Annotated in this window: 20 protein-coding genes; 10 read left to right on the plus strand and 10 right to left on the minus strand. The window is 59.9% G+C overall.

What is annotated here, in order from left to right:
- Positions 1-30: 30 nt before the first annotated feature.
- The 3 genes from purE to P0111_03285 all read left to right on the plus strand — a co-directional run bounded on the left by purE (position 31) and on the right by P0111_03285 (position 3,741).
- The gene (gene purE / locus P0111_03275; GenBank protein MDF0643026.1) at positions 31-552 is read left to right on the plus strand and encodes a 5-(carboxyamino)imidazole ribonucleotide mutase; all 522 of its coding nucleotides are present in this window, start codon (positions 31-33) and stop codon (positions 550-552) included.
- On the plus strand, positions 510-1,706 hold the full coding sequence (locus P0111_03280) for a 5-(carboxyamino)imidazole ribonucleotide synthase (GenBank protein ID MDF0643027.1): 1,197 nt from the start codon (positions 510-512) through the stop codon (positions 1,704-1,706). Before purE ends, P0111_03280 begins: the two co-directional genes overlap by 43 nt.
- A 124-nt stretch (positions 1,707-1,830) precedes the next feature.
- Positions 1,831-3,741, plus strand: a complete 1,911-nt coding sequence (locus tag P0111_03285; protein MDF0643028.1) for an ATP-binding protein — start codon at positions 1,831-1,833, stop codon at positions 3,739-3,741.
- A gap of 27 nt (positions 3,742-3,768) precedes the next feature.
- Here P0111_03285 and P0111_03290 read toward each other — a convergent pair whose 3' ends face one another.
- From P0111_03290 to P0111_03305, 4 genes are all read right to left on the minus strand, one after another.
- Complete coding sequence (locus P0111_03290) at positions 3,769-4,467, minus strand: rhomboid family intramembrane serine protease (GenBank protein MDF0643029.1); 699 nt, start codon at positions 4,465-4,467, stop codon at positions 3,769-3,771.
- 12 nt (positions 4,468-4,479) lie between these two features.
- The gene (locus P0111_03295; protein MDF0643030.1) at positions 4,480-5,370 is read right to left on the minus strand and encodes a DHHA1 domain-containing protein; all 891 of its coding nucleotides are present in this window, start codon (positions 5,368-5,370) and stop codon (positions 4,480-4,482) included.
- Positions 5,371-5,413: 43 nt separating this feature from the next.
- Positions 5,414-6,457, minus strand: coding sequence for an LOG family protein (locus tag P0111_03300; protein MDF0643031.1), 1,044 nt, complete (start codon positions 6,455-6,457; stop codon positions 5,414-5,416).
- 97 nt (positions 6,458-6,554) lie between these two features.
- Positions 6,555-7,265 carry a CBS domain-containing protein gene (locus P0111_03305; GenBank protein MDF0643032.1) on the minus strand — a complete coding sequence of 237 codons (711 nt, stop codon included), beginning with the start codon at positions 7,263-7,265 and terminating at the stop codon, positions 6,555-6,557.
- Between the two features lie 238 nt (positions 7,266-7,503).
- Here P0111_03305 and P0111_03310 point away from each other — a divergent pair, with 238 nt between their 5' ends.
- The 4 genes from P0111_03310 to P0111_03325 all read left to right on the plus strand — a co-directional run bounded on the left by P0111_03310 (position 7,504) and on the right by P0111_03325 (position 11,570).
- Entirely contained in the window at positions 7,504-9,000 is a 1,497-nt protein-coding gene (locus P0111_03310) for a DUF692 family protein (protein ID MDF0643033.1), read from the plus strand.
- The gene (locus P0111_03315; protein MDF0643034.1) at positions 8,997-10,190 is read left to right on the plus strand and encodes a tRNA-dihydrouridine synthase; all 1,194 of its coding nucleotides are present in this window, start codon (positions 8,997-8,999) and stop codon (positions 10,188-10,190) included. The genes P0111_03310 and P0111_03315 overlap by 4 nt, the downstream gene beginning before the upstream one ends.
- Complete coding sequence (locus P0111_03320; GenBank protein ID MDF0643035.1) at positions 10,181-10,816, plus strand: Maf family protein; 636 nt, start codon at positions 10,181-10,183, stop codon at positions 10,814-10,816. The genes P0111_03315 and P0111_03320 overlap by 10 nt, the downstream gene beginning before the upstream one ends.
- Before the next feature lie 97 nt (positions 10,817-10,913).
- Entirely contained in the window at positions 10,914-11,570 is a 657-nt protein-coding gene (locus tag P0111_03325; protein MDF0643036.1) for a hypothetical protein, read from the plus strand.
- Between the two features lie 259 nt (positions 11,571-11,829).
- Here P0111_03325 and P0111_03330 read toward each other — a convergent pair whose 3' ends face one another.
- Entirely contained in the window at positions 11,830-12,213 is a 384-nt protein-coding gene (locus tag P0111_03330; GenBank protein MDF0643037.1) for a CBS domain-containing protein, read from the minus strand.
- Positions 12,214-12,557: 344 nt separating this feature from the next.
- Here P0111_03330 and P0111_03335 point away from each other — a divergent pair, with 344 nt between their 5' ends.
- Both P0111_03335 and P0111_03340 read left to right on the plus strand, forming a co-directional pair.
- Positions 12,558-13,487: a hypothetical protein gene (locus tag P0111_03335; GenBank protein ID MDF0643038.1), complete on the plus strand. Its 930-nt coding sequence runs from the start codon at positions 12,558-12,560 to the stop codon at positions 13,485-13,487.
- Positions 13,488-13,651: 164 nt separating this feature from the next.
- Positions 13,652-14,377: a tetratricopeptide repeat protein gene (locus P0111_03340; protein MDF0643039.1), complete on the plus strand. Its 726-nt coding sequence runs from the start codon at positions 13,652-13,654 to the stop codon at positions 14,375-14,377.
- Positions 14,378-14,410: 33 nt separating this feature from the next.
- On the opposite strand, the gene P0111_03345 is transcribed toward P0111_03340, so the two are convergent.
- From P0111_03345 to P0111_03365, 5 genes are all read right to left on the minus strand, one after another.
- Positions 14,411-14,809 carry a hypothetical protein gene (locus tag P0111_03345; GenBank protein MDF0643040.1) on the minus strand — a complete coding sequence of 133 codons (399 nt, stop codon included), beginning with the start codon at positions 14,807-14,809 and terminating at the stop codon, positions 14,411-14,413.
- A 58-nt stretch (positions 14,810-14,867) separates the two neighbouring features.
- On the minus strand, positions 14,868-15,983 hold the full coding sequence (locus P0111_03350; protein MDF0643041.1) for a hypothetical protein: 1,116 nt from the start codon (positions 15,981-15,983) through the stop codon (positions 14,868-14,870).
- Positions 15,984-16,203: 220 nt separating this feature from the next.
- Positions 16,204-17,934, minus strand: coding sequence for an ABC transporter ATP-binding protein (locus tag P0111_03355; protein MDF0643042.1), 1,731 nt, complete (start codon positions 17,932-17,934; stop codon positions 16,204-16,206).
- A 96-nt stretch (positions 17,935-18,030) separates the two neighbouring features.
- Entirely contained in the window at positions 18,031-18,249 is a 219-nt protein-coding gene (locus P0111_03360) for a hypothetical protein (GenBank protein ID MDF0643043.1), read from the minus strand.
- Positions 18,250-18,279: 30 nt separating this feature from the next.
- A complete protein-coding gene (locus P0111_03365; protein MDF0643044.1) occupies positions 18,280-18,375 on the minus strand; it encodes an AURKAIP1/COX24 domain-containing protein in 96 nt (31 codons plus the stop codon).
- Between the two features lie 108 nt (positions 18,376-18,483).
- On the opposite strand from P0111_03365, the gene P0111_03370 reads away from it, so the two are divergent.
- A complete protein-coding gene (locus tag P0111_03370) occupies positions 18,484-18,984 on the plus strand; it encodes a hypothetical protein (GenBank protein MDF0643045.1) in 501 nt (166 codons plus the stop codon).

Here is an 18,984-nt window from a genome sequence, read left to right on the forward strand (position 1 = left end):
GGTCCGCGCGCCGCGCAACCGCTCGTAGGGGTGCTGGGAGGCAGCAAGTCCGATTTTCCGATCTTGGAGAAGACGACGGCCCTGCTCGGTGAACTTGGTGTGCCCCATGAGCTGCTGGTCGTATCCGCGCACCGGACGCCGGATCGCTTGTTTGCCTATGCGGAACAGGCCGCGGCGCGTGGAATCGAGGTGATCGTCGCCGGGGCCGGCGGCGCCGCGCATTTGCCCGGGATGCTCGCCGCCAAGACCCATCTGCCGGTCATCGGGGTTCCCATTCCCACCGAACATCTTCGGGGGCTGGATTCCCTCCTGTCGATCGTCCAAATGCCTCGCGGAATTCCGGTGGCCACGGTGGCCATCGGAGGAGCCGAAAACGCCGGCTTGCTGGCGGCGCAGATTCTTGCCGGCCGCTACCCGGACGTTGCCGCCCGGGTCAAGGATTTCCGCAGAACCCAGACGGAGAGTGTGCTCAATAGTCCGGAAGCGCAGGGCCTGGTGGACGGCGTCTCATGGGGCAGCCGCCCTCATCGGCGGTCGAGAAACGGGCGGTGATTGCGGCGGGGGCAGTCCTCGGAGTGTTGGGCGGCGGACAGCTGGGTTCCATGTTTGCCGAGGCAGCTCAGCGGCTCGGGTACGAGACGGCCGTGTGGGACCCGGATCCTGACGCGCCAGCCCACCGCATAGTTCGACATTCCTTCGCACAATCGTTCACCGACCGCCGCGCGTTTGAAGCCTTCACCGACCTCGTCAGCGTCGTCACCTACGAATGGGAAAACGTTCCCTGGACCCTCTGTCGGGAGATCGAGAAGCGGAAGCCGCTTCGTCCATCGAGTGCCGTCCTGAAGATCATTCAGGATCGCATCGTTCAAAAGGGCTACCTGCGCGCGCGCGATTTTCCTGTCCCACGCTATGCGGCGGTTTCGTCGCGGGAGCAGTTGTTCGAGGCCGTCGCAACCATCGGTTTGCCGGCGGTTTGCAAGACGGCGACGGCCGGCTATGACGGCAAAGGACAATGGAGAATCCGGAGCCAATCCGACCTGTCGGAGGTTGGCGAGGCCGTTCGTGCCGTATGCCAGCAGGGGACACGGTGGATCGTCGAATCCTTCGTTCCGTTCAAACGCGAATTGTCCGTGTTGGCGGCCCGAGGGATGGACGGCACGACCGTGGTGTATCCGATCGCGGAGAACGAGCATGATGACGGCATTCTCAGAACGACCGTCGTCCCGGCCCGGATTTCGTCGTCGCTTGCAATGCGTATCGGAGAGTTGGCCAGACGGACTGTCGAACAGCTGGACGGAATCGGGGTCTTTTGTCTCGAGCTGTTTGAATTGCCGGGCGAGCAGATTCTCATCAACGAAATCGCTCCTCGACCGCACAATTCGGGCCATTACACGTTGGATGCCTGCAGTGTGTCGCAATTCGAGCAGCAGGTTCGTTCGATCTGCGGCCTCCCCTTAGGCGAGGCTCGCCTCACCGGCCCCGCCGTCATGGTGAATCTCATCGGAGACGAGGTGACTTGTGTCACGCAAGGCGACTGTCCCGTGCTGTTGGCGGTGCCGGGATCCGTGCTCCATCTGTACGGCAAGCGAAACGTGCGTCCACGCCGCAAGATGGGGCACGTGACGTTTCTGGCGTCCCAGCAAGAGGTCGCGATCGAGCGGGCCCTCCACCTACAGGCCTGTCTGGCCAAAGCCGCAATCACCTAGCGGATCGCTCCACATCTAGAGACATTTTTCGGCTGCCCTTTCCTCGTTCGTTTTTGTGACCTAACTTAGGTGATTCCCCTCGTCGAGGACGGTTGCATCTTTCGGGGAGTCAGAGAAAACAGCCATGTACCGAACGGGTCCGTCGGTACGGGACTTGCTGGAGCGTTATGCCTTTGGCGATCCGGAGGCCTTTCTCATGGCAGGTGATCCGTTGGACGGTGTCGACGAACCCCCTCTCAAGACGGCTGACCATCCCCAGATCTCTCGAAACAGGTACCTCGTTCTCCAAACCCTCGTCGGAATCATGTTGACCTATGAGCTGCTGTTCGGTCCGGAACCAGCCGCCGCACCGGCGGCCAGTATGTTCGTCATGGCCTGCTTGGCCGGTCTGCTCGGAGGGCTGTTCATTGTGCCACGGTCTGTGCTCCATGTCGCATGGTTCAGCGGCCTTCTGGTTGGAATCGACACGGCCCTGGTCACGACTACGATCTATCTCTCCGGAAACGCCAGGTCGGATTTGTATCTGTCGTATTTTGTGTTGATGCTGATTGCTGCATCGGTCAGGAAGTTCTCACTCGTCATGGCCTTCTCATCGCTACTCTGTGCTGGCTACGGCTTCCTGCTCTATCAAGGAATCGCACAAACAGGGACCATCTCCGTCGGGCATCTGCTCGGGGTGCCGGTGCTGTTGGTGATGGCCACGTTCTATGGCATGGCGATGGAGACAATCGGCAAGGAGCAGCAGCAGAAGGCGCACTTGTTGGAGAACATCGAACAGCTGCAGCGGACGGAAAGCACGCTGCAGGCTTCGCTGGCCCAGCTGGAAACCAGGATCGCGGGCCTCAAGGAGGACTTGTCCAAAGCCAACGCCCATGTCCGGCAGGGCCATGTCGAGCGACAGGAGCTTGAACGGCAACTGACGGACGCGCAGAAAATGGAAGCGGTCGGACGGCTGACCAGGGGGATCGCCAACGAGTTCAGTCATCTGTTTTCAGTGATCGGAAAGCAGACGGGTATCGTCCTGTCGCGTCTTCGGTCGGACGATCCGCTGTACGCGCCCGTCGACGAGATTTTTCGGCGCGGGGAGCAGGCAGCTGCGTTGACCGCCCAGCTGGCATCGCTCGACATCGAAAACAGACATGTCCGCCATGTCCTGTCAATTGAGACCGTGGTTGAGCAGCTTTCCGGCGTGATCCGCGATCTGTTGCCGAATCGGATCGAGTGCCAGATTGCGATTGCCGCCGATGCTCCGCATGTGGAGATTGACCGGGAGGGGTTTGAACAGGCGTTGCTCAACGTGGTGGTGAATGCCCGGGATGCCATGACGGGCACCGGTCGTCTGAGGATCGACGTGATGCGGGGGCAGGCGGCGAAAGAACAGAACGGCCGCGAGACGAAACGGGGAGGCGGCCTTGCCGTGATTCAGGTCAGCGACAGCGGCAGCGGCATGACCCGCGATACGCAATCCCGGATGTTCGAGCCGCTCTTTTCGACGAAGGAGACGAACGTAGGATTGGGGCTCACTGCAGTGTACGGGATCATCAAACAACACGGCGGACAGGTCGACGTGGTGAGCCAGCCGGGTCATGGGACCACGGTGTGTATCTCGATGCCTGAGGTCGAGGCCGCCGGATCTCGCACGGAGGCTCTAGCCACGGCGCTATCCGCCCGGGGCGAAGAAACAGTTCTCTTGGTCGAACCTCACGAAATCGAGCGAAAGCTCGCCCTATCGACCTTGCTCCGCCACCGGTACCGCGTCCTGGAGGCCAGCTCGCCGGTCGAAGCGTTAATGCTGGCACATCAGCACCGGGGCAGCCTGCACGTCGCCGTGAGCGATCTCATCATGCCTGAGATCTCCGGCAGAGAGCTGGCCAGACGGTTGCTGAGACAGTTTCCGACCATGAAAGCGCTCTTCGTCTCCGGCTACGACGACGAGGCGATCCTGTCACATCGAATCAACCGGCGCTTTCTGTTACGGCGACCGTATCGGCAAGCCGGTCTGGTCGAAAAAGTTCGAGAACTGATCGACACGTAGCCGGTGGCTGAGGCGACGCGATGTTCCTTACAGGTCCCAACGACGTGGCCGTGCCGGTGCGAAAAAGGGAACGTCGGCGCGTTTGAACAGACCGATCAGTAGCATTCCCGCTACGAAACCTCCGATATGAGCGAAAAACGCGACGCCCCCGCCCGGTGAGCCTGCGCTCATTCCTCCGCTCAACAGCTGTGTGGCGAACCACATGCCCAGGACGACTCCGGCTGCCACCCGCGCAGTTCCGATACCGGGAATGAACACCAGTACGTGGGCGCGGGGAAAGAGCAGCACATAGGCTCCCAGCACTCCCGAAATGGCGCCGCTCGCTCCGACCATTGGGACGGTGGAGGATGGATCGGTGAGGGCATGGCTGAGTGCGGCCAATACGCCGCATATGAGATAGAACAGGATGAATCGGATATGCCCCATGACGTCCTCAACGTTGTTGCCGAAGATCCAAAGGTAGAGCATGTTTCCGATGAGATGCATCCATCCGCCGTGCAGAAACATGCTGGTCACGAGGGTGGCGTAGGGAGGAATGACGACAGCGGAGACCGGGCCTGTTCCAAAGACTATTGCCGGAATGGCGCCGAACTCAAAGACGAACCGTTCCCCTGGTTCGCCGGGGAGGCTGGTCTGATAGAGGAAGACGAGCATGCAGGAGACGATCAGGACGACGGTGATGATCGGAGTGCTGTCGATCGGGTTATCGTCGTGCAGCGGAATCATCGCAAGGAGGCATTACGACGCCCCGCGCCGGCGATTCGAGACCGGCCGAGGCAGGGGTGAGTTGTCCGGCAGAGACCCGTCAGCCCCCAGAGGAACGGAAAATCCTGCGGCATGGGTATGGCCTCCGCCGCCGAACGAGGCGGCGATCGATCCCACGTCCGTCCCGTCTTCCCTCGACCGCATGCTGTAATAGCGGCGGCCGTCCCGATCATGCCAGATCAGGCAGAAGGCATGGTCTGCCGACAATCGTTCCCCGATTTGGCTCGTCAGCACGGCGCTGTGGACGGATGGGACCGTCTCGCCGAGAAACTCGACCATTACGGCTTGCGCTGAGAGTTTGCCGACGATCTCGCCCTCGTATCGCAGGATGGCGCGGCCCTCATGCTCCAGGTCCTTACGAGAGAAACGATTCCATGTCTCGAAGTCGAACGGATGGGAGGCGATTGCGGCGTTGATTTCACGGCTGCCGGGCAGAGTCCAGGTCCACAGGTCCTTGTCCTGGATGTACTCCAATAGCCAAGGAACCGGGTTCGGGCTGGCCCATTCCCAGGCGAGCACCGCTCCGGACTTCTTGAGATCAAAATATGCATACGGCAAGCCCTCAAGAGCCTTCTCCGCTGTCACATGATGGTCCAGGACGAGAAGGGAGTCGGTCGTGTCGGCCACGGTCTCAAGCTGGTTACGGCCGTAGCTGAAATCGACGATGACAACGCGCTGGCCGGTCAGGCCGTCCGGGGGAGGATTCCCGTGTTTGACCGGAAGATAGCGGGCTGACGGAAACTCGCGCCACAGCGCCCATGCGGCGCCAAAGCCGTCGGCGCATTCAGCGTGATAGAGGACGATGGTGGGAACGAAGGAGGCGCGAGGTGTCGAGATCGATCCGGCCATGGCGAGGCGGAGCATACCACGGCGCTCCACGGGACTAAAGCGCAATTCACACGTCGGGCTACAGGCGGTTCAGATGGTCGATCAGCTGGCGCAGCCTGCTTGCGCTCTTACGGTTCGAGATGAATATCAAGCGAGGGAGGCTGGTCAATTCCGGTTCATCGATCTCCTCCGGAAGGTGTCCGTGCAGCTCGAATGTGCCTTCCGACAACAAATCGCTGAACCGGTCGTGCAGCGCTTCAACCTGCTCCTGAGAGAGCGGGCTGGTCATCCGGATCACCAGTTGCCGGCCGACGTAGCGGATGGAATGGAATCGCCGATAAAAAGCCCTGATCTCCTCGACCGCCGCCTCGGCCGAGGTGACGATCTTGTAGAGGCACAGATCCTCCGGGTTGATGAGCTGGCGCGACAACAGCTGTCTGGTGATGAACCCCTGCCATTCGTCCCAGTAGTCGCATCCGGGAGCCTGAAGGCAGACGATCGGTTGCGGATTGCTCTTGCCTGTTTGCGCGAGCGTCAGGATCTCAAATCCTTCGTCGTGCGTGCCGAATCCACCGGGGAACAGGGCGATCGCGTTGGCTTCTTTTTGAAAGATCAGCTTTCGGGTGAAGAAATACTTGAAGGTGACCAGTTTGGGATCGTCGGCGATGGTGGCGTTCGGGCCTTGCTCGAACGGCAGCATGATATTGACGCCGAAACTGTTTTCCCGGCCGGCTCCCTCCTGGGCCGCGCGCATGATGCCGTCCGCGCCGCCGGTGATGACCATGAATCCTTCCCGGACGATTCGCGCGGCGAATTCAGCCGCAAGGCCGTAGTTCGGATCGTCCGGAAGGGTACGAGCCGATCCAAAGACGCTGATTTTTCGTCGATCGCGATAGTCGTGGAACACCCGAAATGCGTGACGCAGTTCCTTGATGGTGCGGTTGACGATCTTGAGGTCCAGGGCTTCCAGATGGGAATCGTGCAACCGAAGCACGCCGCTCAGCAGTTCCTTGACGAGGCCGGCCTGGAGATCGTCCTCCGGACTCTCCAGGATGGTCCGAACCTGACGCAGCATCTCGTCGTTCGAGAGAATCGTGCGGGAACGGCTGGTAGTGGTTTTCACGGGCTTCTCCATTTCTTGGAGTACGATGCGTGACCGTTCAGTGCAAAATTCTATCAACTGATCGGTGATTGGTCAAAGCAGAGAGGTTTTCGCGATGCTACTCGGATTCGGAGGAGGCGGGCAATGCTTGGAGTGCCCACGCTTTCAGGCGGGCGAGGTTGGCGTCTGAAGGATCGACGAACTGGATCTCGGAGGTATTCATACCTTCCTCGGAAGGCTGAGCCGACCCGACGGGACCCACGCCGCTGCTCAGCACCTTTCCGTGAATGGTCAGCGGAGTGTTCTGACCCGGCAAGGAAAACGCGAGCACCACTCGGCTCTTTGCCGCGATGTGCGTCTTCGAGCGCACCGATGAGCCGAGATGGCTCAATTGCGAAATGACGGCATTGTGCGCGTGCTGGACGGTGGGATCGTCTCCCATTATGGTGATGACCGTCGGGATCTGCGTCGCTCGGCGGGGGGGCGTGAGCATCAAGTTGTGAGCGGTCAGCACTCCCACCGGCTGGTTCTGCTTCGTCACGATGAGCACCGACGCTCCGGTTGCGACCATGATGGTTGCGGCCTCATCGAGCGCCTCGTCATATTCAATGAACTGAACCGGACGGGTCATGATGGTTCGCACTTCGATCTCATGCGGCTCGAGCCCTTGGGCCACGACTTTCTTGACGATGTCGTGCGGCGTCATGACGCCGAATCGGGCATCCGTATCCTTGACGAGGAGACAGGGAGCCTGCTCCCGTTCCAGCATCAATGCCGCCTCGCTCACGGACACATCGCCTGGAACTTGCACGACTCCTGGTGTCATCATATGCGCGACCACGATTGGTTGGGTTGATAGTTGTTTCGGAGGTTGTTCTTCGGGGCCGGGCATCGCCCACCACCCTCTCTTGAGCCGTCCTGCGCGATTCGTGAGGGCGTCTACCCGTCGGCGTAGGCCAAGTATAGCAGACGGGTTCTCCCCATCGGATCCATGGACTTGCCTTGTCAAACCATCGCTTCAGAGACTAGACTAGGACAAAATTTGTCCTGCTGGCAAGACCGCCCCGATGGTTTCCACGTATTTCCCACAGAGAGAATTCGAACGCCGCGTCGATCGGATTCCGGGTCTGGGTCTCGGTTTGTCGGTGGATTGCTACAGCCCCGATCTCTTTGCGCTTCTTGATGCCCTGGCCTGTTGTGATCTCCGGCCGGCCTACCTCGAACTGTTCCAGGCCACGACCGGCAGGCTCGAATCGGTTCGACGCCGGTTGCCGGCCATGCCGTTGGCCTATCACGGTGAAGGGCTCTGGGTCACGCAACCGGATTTTCCCGAATCTCCGCATCTCGGGGCAAGACTGGACGAGACCGTCCGGCAACTCCGCAGCATTCGGAGCCACTGGCTGAACCACGAATGTGCCGCCAAGGAGATGGGAGGGGTCGCCTTCGGGACCTATCTCCCACCTCTATATACGGCGACGAGCGCCGACGTGGTGGCGGACAACATCACCCTGGTACAGCGCGAGCTGGATCTGAATTGGCAGACGTCCTCGGAAGACCCCCCTATGTTTCTGCTGGAGATGGCTCCCCTGACCTACTTTTGTGCCGGCGACCTGGGAGTTCCACAATTCTTTCGGAGGGTGACGGACAGTGTCGCATGCGGTCTCGTGCTCGACATCGGGCATCTCTGGACGGTGTACCACTATGGAAGAGACGGGCGGCATCTGTCGCTGGAACAATTCGTCCAACAATTTCTCAACGAGTTTCCACTCGAGCGGGTGGTGGAAATCCATGTAGCCGGATTGGCGGAACAGGACGCGGATACCCTCGGCAACGCGGCCGTGGCGCATCCTGCGTGGATCGATGCCCACGACGCGCCGATCCCGCCAGTGCTGTGGGACCTGCTCGAACAGACACTGGCCCATCCTAAGCTCCGCCACCTTCGAGCTGTCGCCTTGGAAGTGGACAACAAGGCCGTGGCCGTAATTGCGGACGAGTTTCGCCGGGCCGATCGTCGATTCCATCATGAGATCGCGCGTCTGACGGCTCAGGGCCCTCGCTCGCCGGGGCAGGTCGGCAGACCGGCGGATCGGACCGTTTCTCCACCCGGCGTGACGCAACAGGAACGAGATGGATTGCAGACGCAATATGTTCGCTACGCGAAAATCGCTTCTGGCCAGGTGAGCCCCTCCGGGGCGGAGTGGCAGGCGGTGCAGGAGGACGGCACCGGATTGGCGCGATACGTAACCAGCTATCTGCCAAATGAAATTCTTCGATGGGGCGGTGAACTGACGGCCATGTTCCCGGACACTTGCCGGAAACTTGCGCAGCGCGGCACCGCGCTTGACGAATTCGTGCCCTGGTGGTTTCGCGACGTCCGGGTCGTCGCTGAGCCGTACGATTTCTTTCTCCTCAAGATCGCGCGGTTCCTCGAATTCGTGCGCGAGCGCGCTCCGCAGCTGTGGCCGCTCGCCGATCGGGAAGCCAAGGAGCTGCGGTCGGCCTATGCAGATGCGAACGAACATCGGTCGCCGTCCGTCGAGACGAATGGGGAGATGAGTCGATGAGTTTTTGGCGGGCCTTGCCGCGCCCGATTCTGGGACTTTCTCCGATGGACGGCGTGACCGATGCTGTCTTTCGTCACGTGGTCGCGGCACATGGGAGGCCGGATGTCTTCTATACCGAGTTTACGCACATCCATGACGTCTGCCGAGGGCCGGAATTCCTGCTCGATTCGTTGATATACGGCGAGCTGGAACGGCCGATTGTGGCGCAACTCTACGGCAAGGATCCGGACCTGTTCTATCAGGCGGCCCATGTCGTCTGCGAGCTGGGGTTCGACGGATTGGACATCAACATGGGGTGCCCGTCGCGCAATGTCGCGTCGTCCGGTTCCGGCGCCGGGCTGATCAAGACTCCTGATCTCGCCCACAGCGTGATGCGCGCGGCCCGCCGAGGCATCGAGGATTGGGCGGCCGGTCAGTCCTTGGAATCTGCCGGGATCAGGCTGGCGCGGGCCGAGGCCATTCATCGACTAAACGACCGGCGTCGGACCGCTTCCACAATCGAACGCCGACCCATTCCCTTATCCGTCAAGACACGACTCGGCTATGACGCCGTCATTGTGGACAGTTGGATCGAGCATCTGCTGCTCGAGCGTCCGGCCGTGATCTCGCTGCACGGACGGACGTTGCAACAGATGTATCGGGGAGAGGCCGACTGGCATGCCATTGCACGGGCTGCCGACGTGGTGCGGGGCACCGATACGCTGCTGTTCGGAAACGGCGATGTGCAGAGTCTCGCGGAGGCGGTACGTCGGATTCGGGAGACGGGAGTGGACGGGGTGCTGATCGGCCGGGCCGCCTTGGGAGCGCCGTGGTTCTTCTGCGAGAAGGAGGCGGCCCGTCGCGCAAGCCGCGCGATCGACGCCGATCCTGAGTCCGCGCAGCAGCCGTGGACTCCCGCTCTCCCTGTGCGGTTCGACATCATGCTCGAGCATGCCAGATGCTTCGAACGGCGGTGGGGCACAGATCGCTTCCGACGAATGCGCAAACATCTCGGGTGGTATTGTAAGGGGTTTCCCCGCGCCGCCGCGCTCAGAGCCGCCATGTTCCAAGTCTCTTCCGTCGCCGATGTCGAAGCTGCCCTCGCGGCCTATCACGCTCGAACCCTTGCCGCTCGGTCCTGCAGTCTTGACGTTCTCGCCGACGAGACCGCGGTCGAAGACCCGGCTTCTCTGGCTTCCCGATGCGGGTAGTCCTCGCATCCACCTCACCCAGACGCCGCACGTTGCTTGCCGTGTTGGGCCTGACCTTCGAGGTTCGACATCCCGTCTGCGACGAGCGAATCATCGCCGGCCGAACGGCGCAGGAGCTGGCCTCCTCCTTCGCGCAGCAGAAGGCGCACTCCGTTGCCGCGGTCGATCCGGAAGCCGTCGTCATCGGGAGCGATACGCTGATCGAGTTGGAGGGGACGGTACTCGGCAAGCCGGTAGACTTGGACGATGCGCGCCGCACACTGCGTACTTTGGCGGGACGCAGGCATCAGGTGCACACCGCCGTGGCGGTCGTAGCTCTGAGGCGAGCGTTCGACAAGACGCGGCTCGCCACAGCACAGATCCACATGAAACCATACGATGCGCGGGCGCATGACCGGTATCTGGCCACAGGCGACAGTTTGGGCAAGGCCGGCGCCTATTCCATTCAGGGCGCGGGCAGAGATCTGATCGAATCGCTCAACGGCGATTTCACTACGGTGGTTGGGCTTCCGCTGCGCCTGCTCCACCGTCTATTGACGCAGGCCGGCGTGTTTGTCCCAGCGGAGATCGAGCAAGTGTATCGGCAGAAGCCTTACGAAAACTGGGCGAAGATGTCGCCCGAGTAGGTGGACGACTGCGCCTATGTGTTGCGCCCGGATTGCAAAGGCAGAAGGCTTTCCGTACAATGCCGGCTCTTATTCGCTATAGTTTGTGGAGGGTCTCATGGCAGCTCGAGGATGGGGAGAGGGACTGAAACTGACCGCTTTCGCCTGCATGATCCTGGTCGGCGCCGCACCGGCCTGGTCCATCGACGTGAAACTCTCGATGGAGGAGGCTCAAAGGGCTCTCGAAGCGGGCCGCACACCCATGGACAAGGCGAACTCCCCTGAGGAAGTCAAGAAAGTACTCCAGCAGGCGTCAACAGCGACACGGGTCGGGGCCGATCCGGAAAAGGACCCCTGCGGGGCAAGCGCGGTGCTTCGGACGAAGCGGTATCGGCTGGAAGCGTTCGGCCGCCAAGAGGCATCGGAATCGAAGAAGCGAAAAACGGAGATCCGCATGCCGGAGGAGTTCATCAAGAAGGTCGTCGACATGCCGAATATGGAAGTCGAAGTGCAGCTATGCGGCGATGACGAGTACTTCGCCGAAGACGCGACCATTGAACTTCAGCAGGGCTCCAAACGGATTAAGCCCGTTCTTCCGGTCGGCAAGGCCGATCGCGGGAGAAAGAACGAAGGCAACGGGCCGGCCTATCGGGCACGGTTCACCGCGGTGTTTTCTTACGAGAGTTTTGATCCCACTGCCGCTTCGGTGTTCGTCGTCAATCTTCAAGACGGCAAAGAAGCGAAAATCAACGCGGACTTCTCCAAGGTCAAGTAGTTCGGGCCTGCCGGTTCAGCCGGGTACTTCAGATCCATCGCAAGCCCCCTCGGCGTCCGATGCTTTCCTGCGATGCCCCGGGGTACTACCTACTTCTCGGACCACATCGAGTCCGATAGGACTCCGAGAACGATCGCTTTCGACTCTTCGTCTCGCTAGCCCAGACGCGGCGGGGTTTCCATTGATCCCCGATGCGCAGGGGTTCTGAAACCAATCAACGAGAAGCATCCCAGATCAAGACCGGCCGGCCGGAATGGATTCAGAAGACGTCGATGGCCACCGGCTGAAGGAAATCTCGTACGGACACCACACCGACGATGGCACCTGCCTTCGTCAGGCCCAGATGGCGGGTGCGGTGCTTGTTCATCACCTCCGCTGCCTCCGTAATCGGCTGGCGCGCCTCAATGCCCAGCACAGGACTGCTCACGATCGATTCGACCGGAGTGAAGTATGCAATCCGCTCGGACCCGAGGAACTTCCTTACGATGTCCGATTCGGTCACGATGCCGACGATCCGAACTCTGTGAGAGACGAGAACGCTACCCGCGTTGCAGGCCTTTATCAGCTTGGCCGATTCAACGACAGAGGTGCCCGTGTCAACGGTGGCGAGATCCTGTTTCATCAACTGTCCGACGGGCACCATCGTTGAGTGCCTCCTTGGTGACCATGATGATTGATCATGTGATTGGCCTGAGGTATAGCTCGAGACTGTTGCCGCGTGATGGTGCGTCAATTACGCAAGCGTATATCATCGAGGGTCAATCTGTTATCTGGAGGTCCTGGAGCCGGATCCTGAACCGTAGGCATCCTGCGTGAGGAAAGTACTCAGGTTTCTGGGTGGAACTGCAATTAGGACGCCCATCGCTACGGATCAATTAACCTTCCGTTGGCCCAGGCTTTACTCGGATGTAACCCTCGTGTGCGACGCTTGTCATATACGAACGGTGAACTACCTCGGCCAGACTCGGTGGGACAAGAAGGAGGAGAATGGAGAACGGACTGATCTCGAAACTGAAAGTTTTAGGGCGGGAGGCGGGCCTGCTGGGGCTTCACGGGCTGGTCGTGGTACTGAGTGCCGGCATTGCTTGGTCGCTGCCGAACATTGCGCGGCAGTTCTTGACGTTCTGGTCGCGCGTCGAACACGAGCAGGTGCTGCTGTTGATTGTCGAGGTCGGCGTGGCGCTGTTCCTGATCGCCGTGTCCAGCTATCTTTGGCAGGCTGTTCAAGACCGGCGTCAGGCGGTGATGGCCAGGGGAGCGGGTCTCGTCTCGTTCTTTCCGCTGCACGATCCCGCTGCCGCCCGCGCGATCTGGAAGCTCAAGAGGCAGCAGAGCTTGGGAAGAACCGCGTTGGCGATCGGCGTGACCGGCCACGGTACGGTGATCGACGACAAGGCGGAGATTCACGCCGTGCTCGAGACCTGTCTGGAAGCAAAACTGATTCTGCTGAATCCGTTTTCCGAGGAGGCCTCGCGTCGCGCCCGGTCACTCCCGCATCTGGACGTTACGCCGGTGCGATTTCGGGATGAACTGACGGAAACAATCGCGCTGATCAAGCGATTTCGCGCGAACGGGAAAGTCATCCGTCTGAAGCTCTATTCGGATCGGCCGCACCTTCGGATGATCATTCTCGGCGATTACTTGTGGCTCCAGCACTATCACACAGGACTCGACGTCCGATGGATGCCCGAATACGTGTTCCAGCACAAGATGGATCACCATGGACTCTATACGCTGTTTTATCAATACTTTACCAAGCGGTGGGAAAATCAGGATATCCCCGAGTATGATTTTCAGACGGACGAATTGGTCCATCGCGCGCGCAACGGCAGGGAATTGCGCCGCGAGACTTTTGACCTGGGGCGACGTGAGCTGGACGAAGTTCGGGAGTTGGTCGCTGCAGAGCCCTGCCCATAATTGGCTTGCCTGCTTCCTCCTCGTTCCAATGCATCGATCGGCATGACATTCCGGACGGCGGGACAATCGCGCAATTCCGTGGAAGCCTCGCCGCGAGGTCGGCCGATCGGAGCGGGCCGGAAGCTGCTTGACTGAGTCGCGCCCGGGAAGTGTATAAGGGGCGTATGACCCGGATCGAGTCGATCGTCATCGGACTCCTGCTGTGTTGGGTATTGGTGGCTGCCGGACAGGCGGGCGCGCAACGGAATGAAATGCCGGCTGGTTATCCGCAGACGCTTGAGCGGGATCTTCAGGTGCTGCTCGAACGGGTGCGCGAAGGCAAGCCGTCCCCCTCGTTGCTTGTGAAGCTGGCGGAAGCATATTTCGATCTCGCGGACGATTTGCTGACGGATGAGGCAAAGCGTCTGGCGGCCTATGACGCCGGTGCCGATGCGGCCAAGCAGGCCTTTGAGATGGACGATCGACTCGCGGATGCACATTTTTTTCATGCCTTGAACATCGGGAGCGCTGCACGTCTCCGAGGCGTGACGAACGCGGCCTTTGCCGTGAAAGAGATCAAGTATTGCGCGCAGCGCGCCATTGAGCTCGAGCCTCAGCATTCTCAAGCGTTACAGATGATGGGCGGGCTGTTGATGGAAATTCCTTGGGTACTGGGGGGAAGCGACAAGAAGGCCCAAGACTATCTGGAACGGTCGGTGGCGGCCGACGGGAATTTCGCCAATGCGCGCATCATGCTGGCGAAATTGTACCTCAAGCAGGGTCGGCGGGAAGAGGCGAAAAAGCAGCTGGAGACCGTCGTACACTTCGACCGGCCGCACTACCGCTATACTTGGGAGCGCAAGTACAAGCCTGACGCGGAACGGATGCTCAGAGAACTGGGAAGCTCATGAGGAGCGGGGTTGGCTCATGCCGCGGCCCAATCGTCATTGGATCAGCTCCCGCACGATGCCTTGTTGGTCGTATCGGATCTGCAATTCCGTTTGCGGACGATGGTGTGGGCCGGTGCCTTTGCCGAACCTCGGATCGACCGTCTGACTCTGAGTCGTCATCGTCTCCAGCGGTCCGGTTTGAACGGTCGGCACACTGACCGTCGGTTTCGGCGGAGGCGAAGCGCTCGGTCGATACGTCGCGATTTCTCCGTCGGGCAATAGTTGCTCAAAATCCGGTCCTCCGTACCGTTTGAGCACGTCGGCTTTGGTGGTCGTGCCGATCTCGATGTCGCTTGTCTGCTTGTGTCGCCCGGAAGAGTCTCCCGCACATCCTCCAACAAGGAGCAGGCAGGCGATTGCGATGCGCGGCAGTGCATGACGGAGCGGGGGCATATCTGAGAGATGGTCATCGATTAGTCTTCTTGTGGAGCGGACAAAGATCAGGTGCACATCAAGGTTTGCTGATGGGAACGAACGACACCGCGATGGAAACGGCGATCAGCACGATGATGATCCATTCCAGCAATTCCATTCGCCGCGTGCCGGCTCGATCCGACATCTTGCCGTAGATGCTTTCCAGCGTGTCCAGTTTCCGCAGGATGCTCTTGTCCCAGTCTTCCAAGTGGAAGCGCTGAGAGGCCAGGCGATAGACCCGCGCGAGATACTGGTCCCCCAGCAACTTCAGGGTATTGGTGACGCGCTCGAAGAGGAGGGCCCCGTCGACCTGAAGCTGGGCGATGAGGGTGGTGTCCTTGTCGTAGGATCCCGGGAGGGACAAGATTCTCGGCTTGCGGGAAAGCGCCTCGTACCCCTGATCGAGAGACTGGTCGAGCTGTTCGTCCAGTATCCGCATCTCCAGCAACTCGACATTCGCGAACTCCAACACGGCTCGCACGTCGTCCATATCCTTTCCGAACAGCACGGCCGCATGCCAATCGATCAGCGCGGCGTCGTCGGTTCCGAATGAGATGCAGCAGGACACGGCATCGCGAATCTCCTGATCCGACAGAGGGGTGCGCTCTCCGCGAAGGATGTGGGCCAATTCAGCTTCCCCGCGCACCCATAAGGGAATGTCCTGGCAAGGGGTGCACGAATTGATTTCGAAGATAAGATAGTCTTCCACTTCGGCGGCGATCTTCGGCCGTTCGACGGATGCGTGAATGGTCTGAATGAGTTGTTCGACCCGCGCTCGGGACTCCATCAACAGTTGCTCATGCTCGTAGAGCGTCTCGCTCAGTTCGAGCAAGTTGTCGAGCGGCCCGTCCAAGGCGAATCGATAGGTAATCGTGACGGCTCCGAAATCGTAGGCCATGACTTCGACCGTCGGGCTCGATGAATAGGTGGCGACGGTCAAGGAACCGGCTTCCTGCATCAGCCGCAAAGGAGCCGGACGATATTCAAAGTATTGCGGCGCTCTGGCCTTGTGGCGCAGGCGCCCGCGCTCGGTGCTGGCTGTAATGCGACGATCGGCTTCCTCTAGGTTGATGGAAGCGCCGATGTCGTAGGCAAAGATGGCGTAGCAGGTCCCCTTGGTCACGACGAGTGTCGATACATCCATGGTTCCCATTCACGTTGCTCCTCGGCAGGCAACTCATTATATCAAAGGTTCTCGACACGATCGCGTGAATGGACGACGTAAGATCAACAGGCCGAGACATTGTTGTGTCAAGATCTGCCCGCTCAACCTGGATTCGCACGCCTCGGTTCCTCACACGACGTTCCCGGCTTTTGTACATCGGCCGCCGGTAATCCGCATGAAGCTGACGGCTTTCTGGATATTTACGAGACTAGAGGGGAACTTCGGTCAGACGCAGCGAATAGAGGTATTGATAGAGTCCCTTGCGCTCCATCAATTCGTGATGGGTGCCGGTTTCGACCAGGGCCCCTTTGTTGAGCACCACAATACGATCAGCCCGTTGGACCGTGGTCAGGCGGTGCGCGACGACGAACGTCGTGCGGCCCGTCATCAGCCGTTCCAGCGCTTCCTGGACCAAGCGTTCGGATTCGCTGTCGAGGGATGATGTCGCTTCATCCAGCAGCAGTACACGAGGGTTTTTGAGAATCGCCCTCGCGATGGCGATCCGCTGCCGTTGCCCGCCTGATAGGTTGACGCCTTTCTCGCCGACCTGGGTCTGATACGAGTCCGGAAGGCCGACGATGAAATCATGGGCATGGGCGGCGCGACTGGCGGCCTGGACGGACTCGTCGTCGGCTTGCGGATTGCCATAGCGGATATTGTCGAGGATCGTCCCTCCGAACAGGACCGTTTCCTGCGGGACTAAGGACACCTGCCGATACCAGCTCTCCAATGTGATGTCCCGGAGGTCCTGTCCATCGACTGTGATCCGACCTTCGGCCGGATCGTAGAACCGATGGATCAGGTTGATGAGGGTGGTCTTTCCCGCCCCTGTGGGTCCGACGATCGCAATCAATTGTCCGGGCTGGGCCTCGAAGGACAAATCTGTTAATACCGGCTGCCGAACATCATAAGAAAATCCAACCTGCTCGATACGGAGATGTCCTGAGACGGAATCGATGGGACGTGCGGCCGGTGCATCGTCAATGTCCGGACGCGCATCCAGAATTTCAAAGACGCGTTGCGTGGCGCCCTGCGCTTCACGAATTTGTCCGAAGACTCTGGCGGCCGAGCTGAACGGGCCGATCAGGATACCTGCGAACAGGACGAAGGCAAACAGTTCACCCGGAGACACCGATCCGTCGATCACCTGTCTGCCTCCGTACCACAGCACGGCGGCCGCTGCGGAGAAGGTAAGGAGGCTGATGACCGGAATGAAGACGGCCATGATGCCCGCGCGCCGCATACCAAGGGACAGATTTCGTTCAATTTGCGCAGAGAATCGTCGCTCCTCCCTGTCGGTCTGTACGAAGGACTTCACGATGCGGATGCCGGAGATGACTTCTTCCGTCAGCGTACTCAAGGCCGCGGTATGATCTTGGATCGACATAGAAAGCGATTTGAGCTTGCGGCCGAAGAACCGTGCCGCGAAGACCAGCAGCGGCAGGAGGATCAAGATCAACAAACACAGTCGCCAGTTCATCACGAGGAGGAAGACGATGCCACCCACAAAGGTGACGAACTGTTTGGCGGTGTCGATGGGCGTTTCTGTGGCGATGGATTGCATGAGCGTGACGTCGTTCATGAGCCGCGACAAGAGTTCGCCGGTTCGGCGACGGGCGAAGAACGCAACGGAAAGCGTCTGAAGGTGTGCGAAGACATGGATCCGAAAGTCGGCTACGATCCGTTGAGACACCCACGCAGTCAAATAGCTGTGCCCCATTGAACAGAACCCTTGGATGAGCACAAGCCCCAGAAACGCCCCGATCAATTCCGTCATGCGCGAAGAGTCGTGGCGGACGGTAATCACGTCCCAGAGGTTTCCGGCCAGCCGGAGCAAGGCCAGATTGATCGCGGCTACGACCATGACCAGCAGGCCTGCGGCGATCATGCGAGAGATGTACGGTTTGAGGAAGGGGAACAGTCTGCCGAACGTAGGCATGGCGTCGCCGGGTCTCAGTGACGGGACACTACGGGTGTGGAGCGTCCGCCGCAATGGGCGGACATGGACGTGCCGACGAATACGAGAAGCTGAACGTCAGATTTGTGCGATGGATTCGATGAGATTCTTATTGACGGCCACAAATTCAGAGCGATCCTTGTCGTTGATGACGACATCGGTGAGATTGATAAAGAGGCGCTGCTCTTCGTTGATCGCATCGGAAACCCGATGCCGCATCGGGGGAATGAGAAAGTCCCCGACGTACACACAGGTGACCGTGCGAACGCGGATGCGAACTTTCTTGCCTTCCGGCACGCCGTCCTCCTCCCGGCCCGTTGGGTGGGGTTAGCTCTTGCGACGAAGGAATTTTTGACGCCGGCGCAGTTTCTTGTACTTGTGCTTGCGCATTTTCTTTCGGCGTTTCTTGAGCACACTAGCCATGCGGTTCCTCTCCTCCGCGGCGGAGTCTAAGGGCTTTGGTCCGAAAATGCAAGCTGTTGAGTCATCGGCTTGACCGCTTGTGCGACCGATTTCTATACTGCATGCACGATGACGGTGGCTCGAAACATTCGACGTGTGGCGGTATTTGCTCTGGCATCGGTTCTTGTGGGGGGCGGATGCGGCGGCAAATCGATGCAATATCCGGAGGACCATGAGCGGTACCTTCGCATTGACAAAGCTATAGAATCGCTTCGCGTGGCCTACGTGAAAAAGGACAGCTCGGCGATGGCCTCGTTGATGGTGCCGACCGATCAATTGGAGCTGCTCCAACGGGAAGCAGAGAATGATTTTGAAACGTTTCACAGTATCTTCCTGGAGTTCAGAGTGGAGCGGATCATGATCGAAGGAGATGATATCGACGTCCATGTCCATTGGCAGGGGGTGTGGAAAAGAAATGCCGAAGATCCCGGACAGCGACAGCGGGGTCACACTCGTCTGCAATGGGTCGGGACGAAAGCCGTGCTTCTTCGGGGCGTTCAGGGCGATTCTCCGTTCGGCATGAGCCAGCGTCAAGCCGGCGCAGAATCCGCCGTACCATCGAAGAAGTGA

The sequence above is a fragment of the Nitrospira sp. genome, from assembly GCA_029194535.1.
Classification (GTDB): Bacteria; Nitrospirota; Nitrospiria; order Nitrospirales; family Nitrospiraceae; genus Nitrospira_C.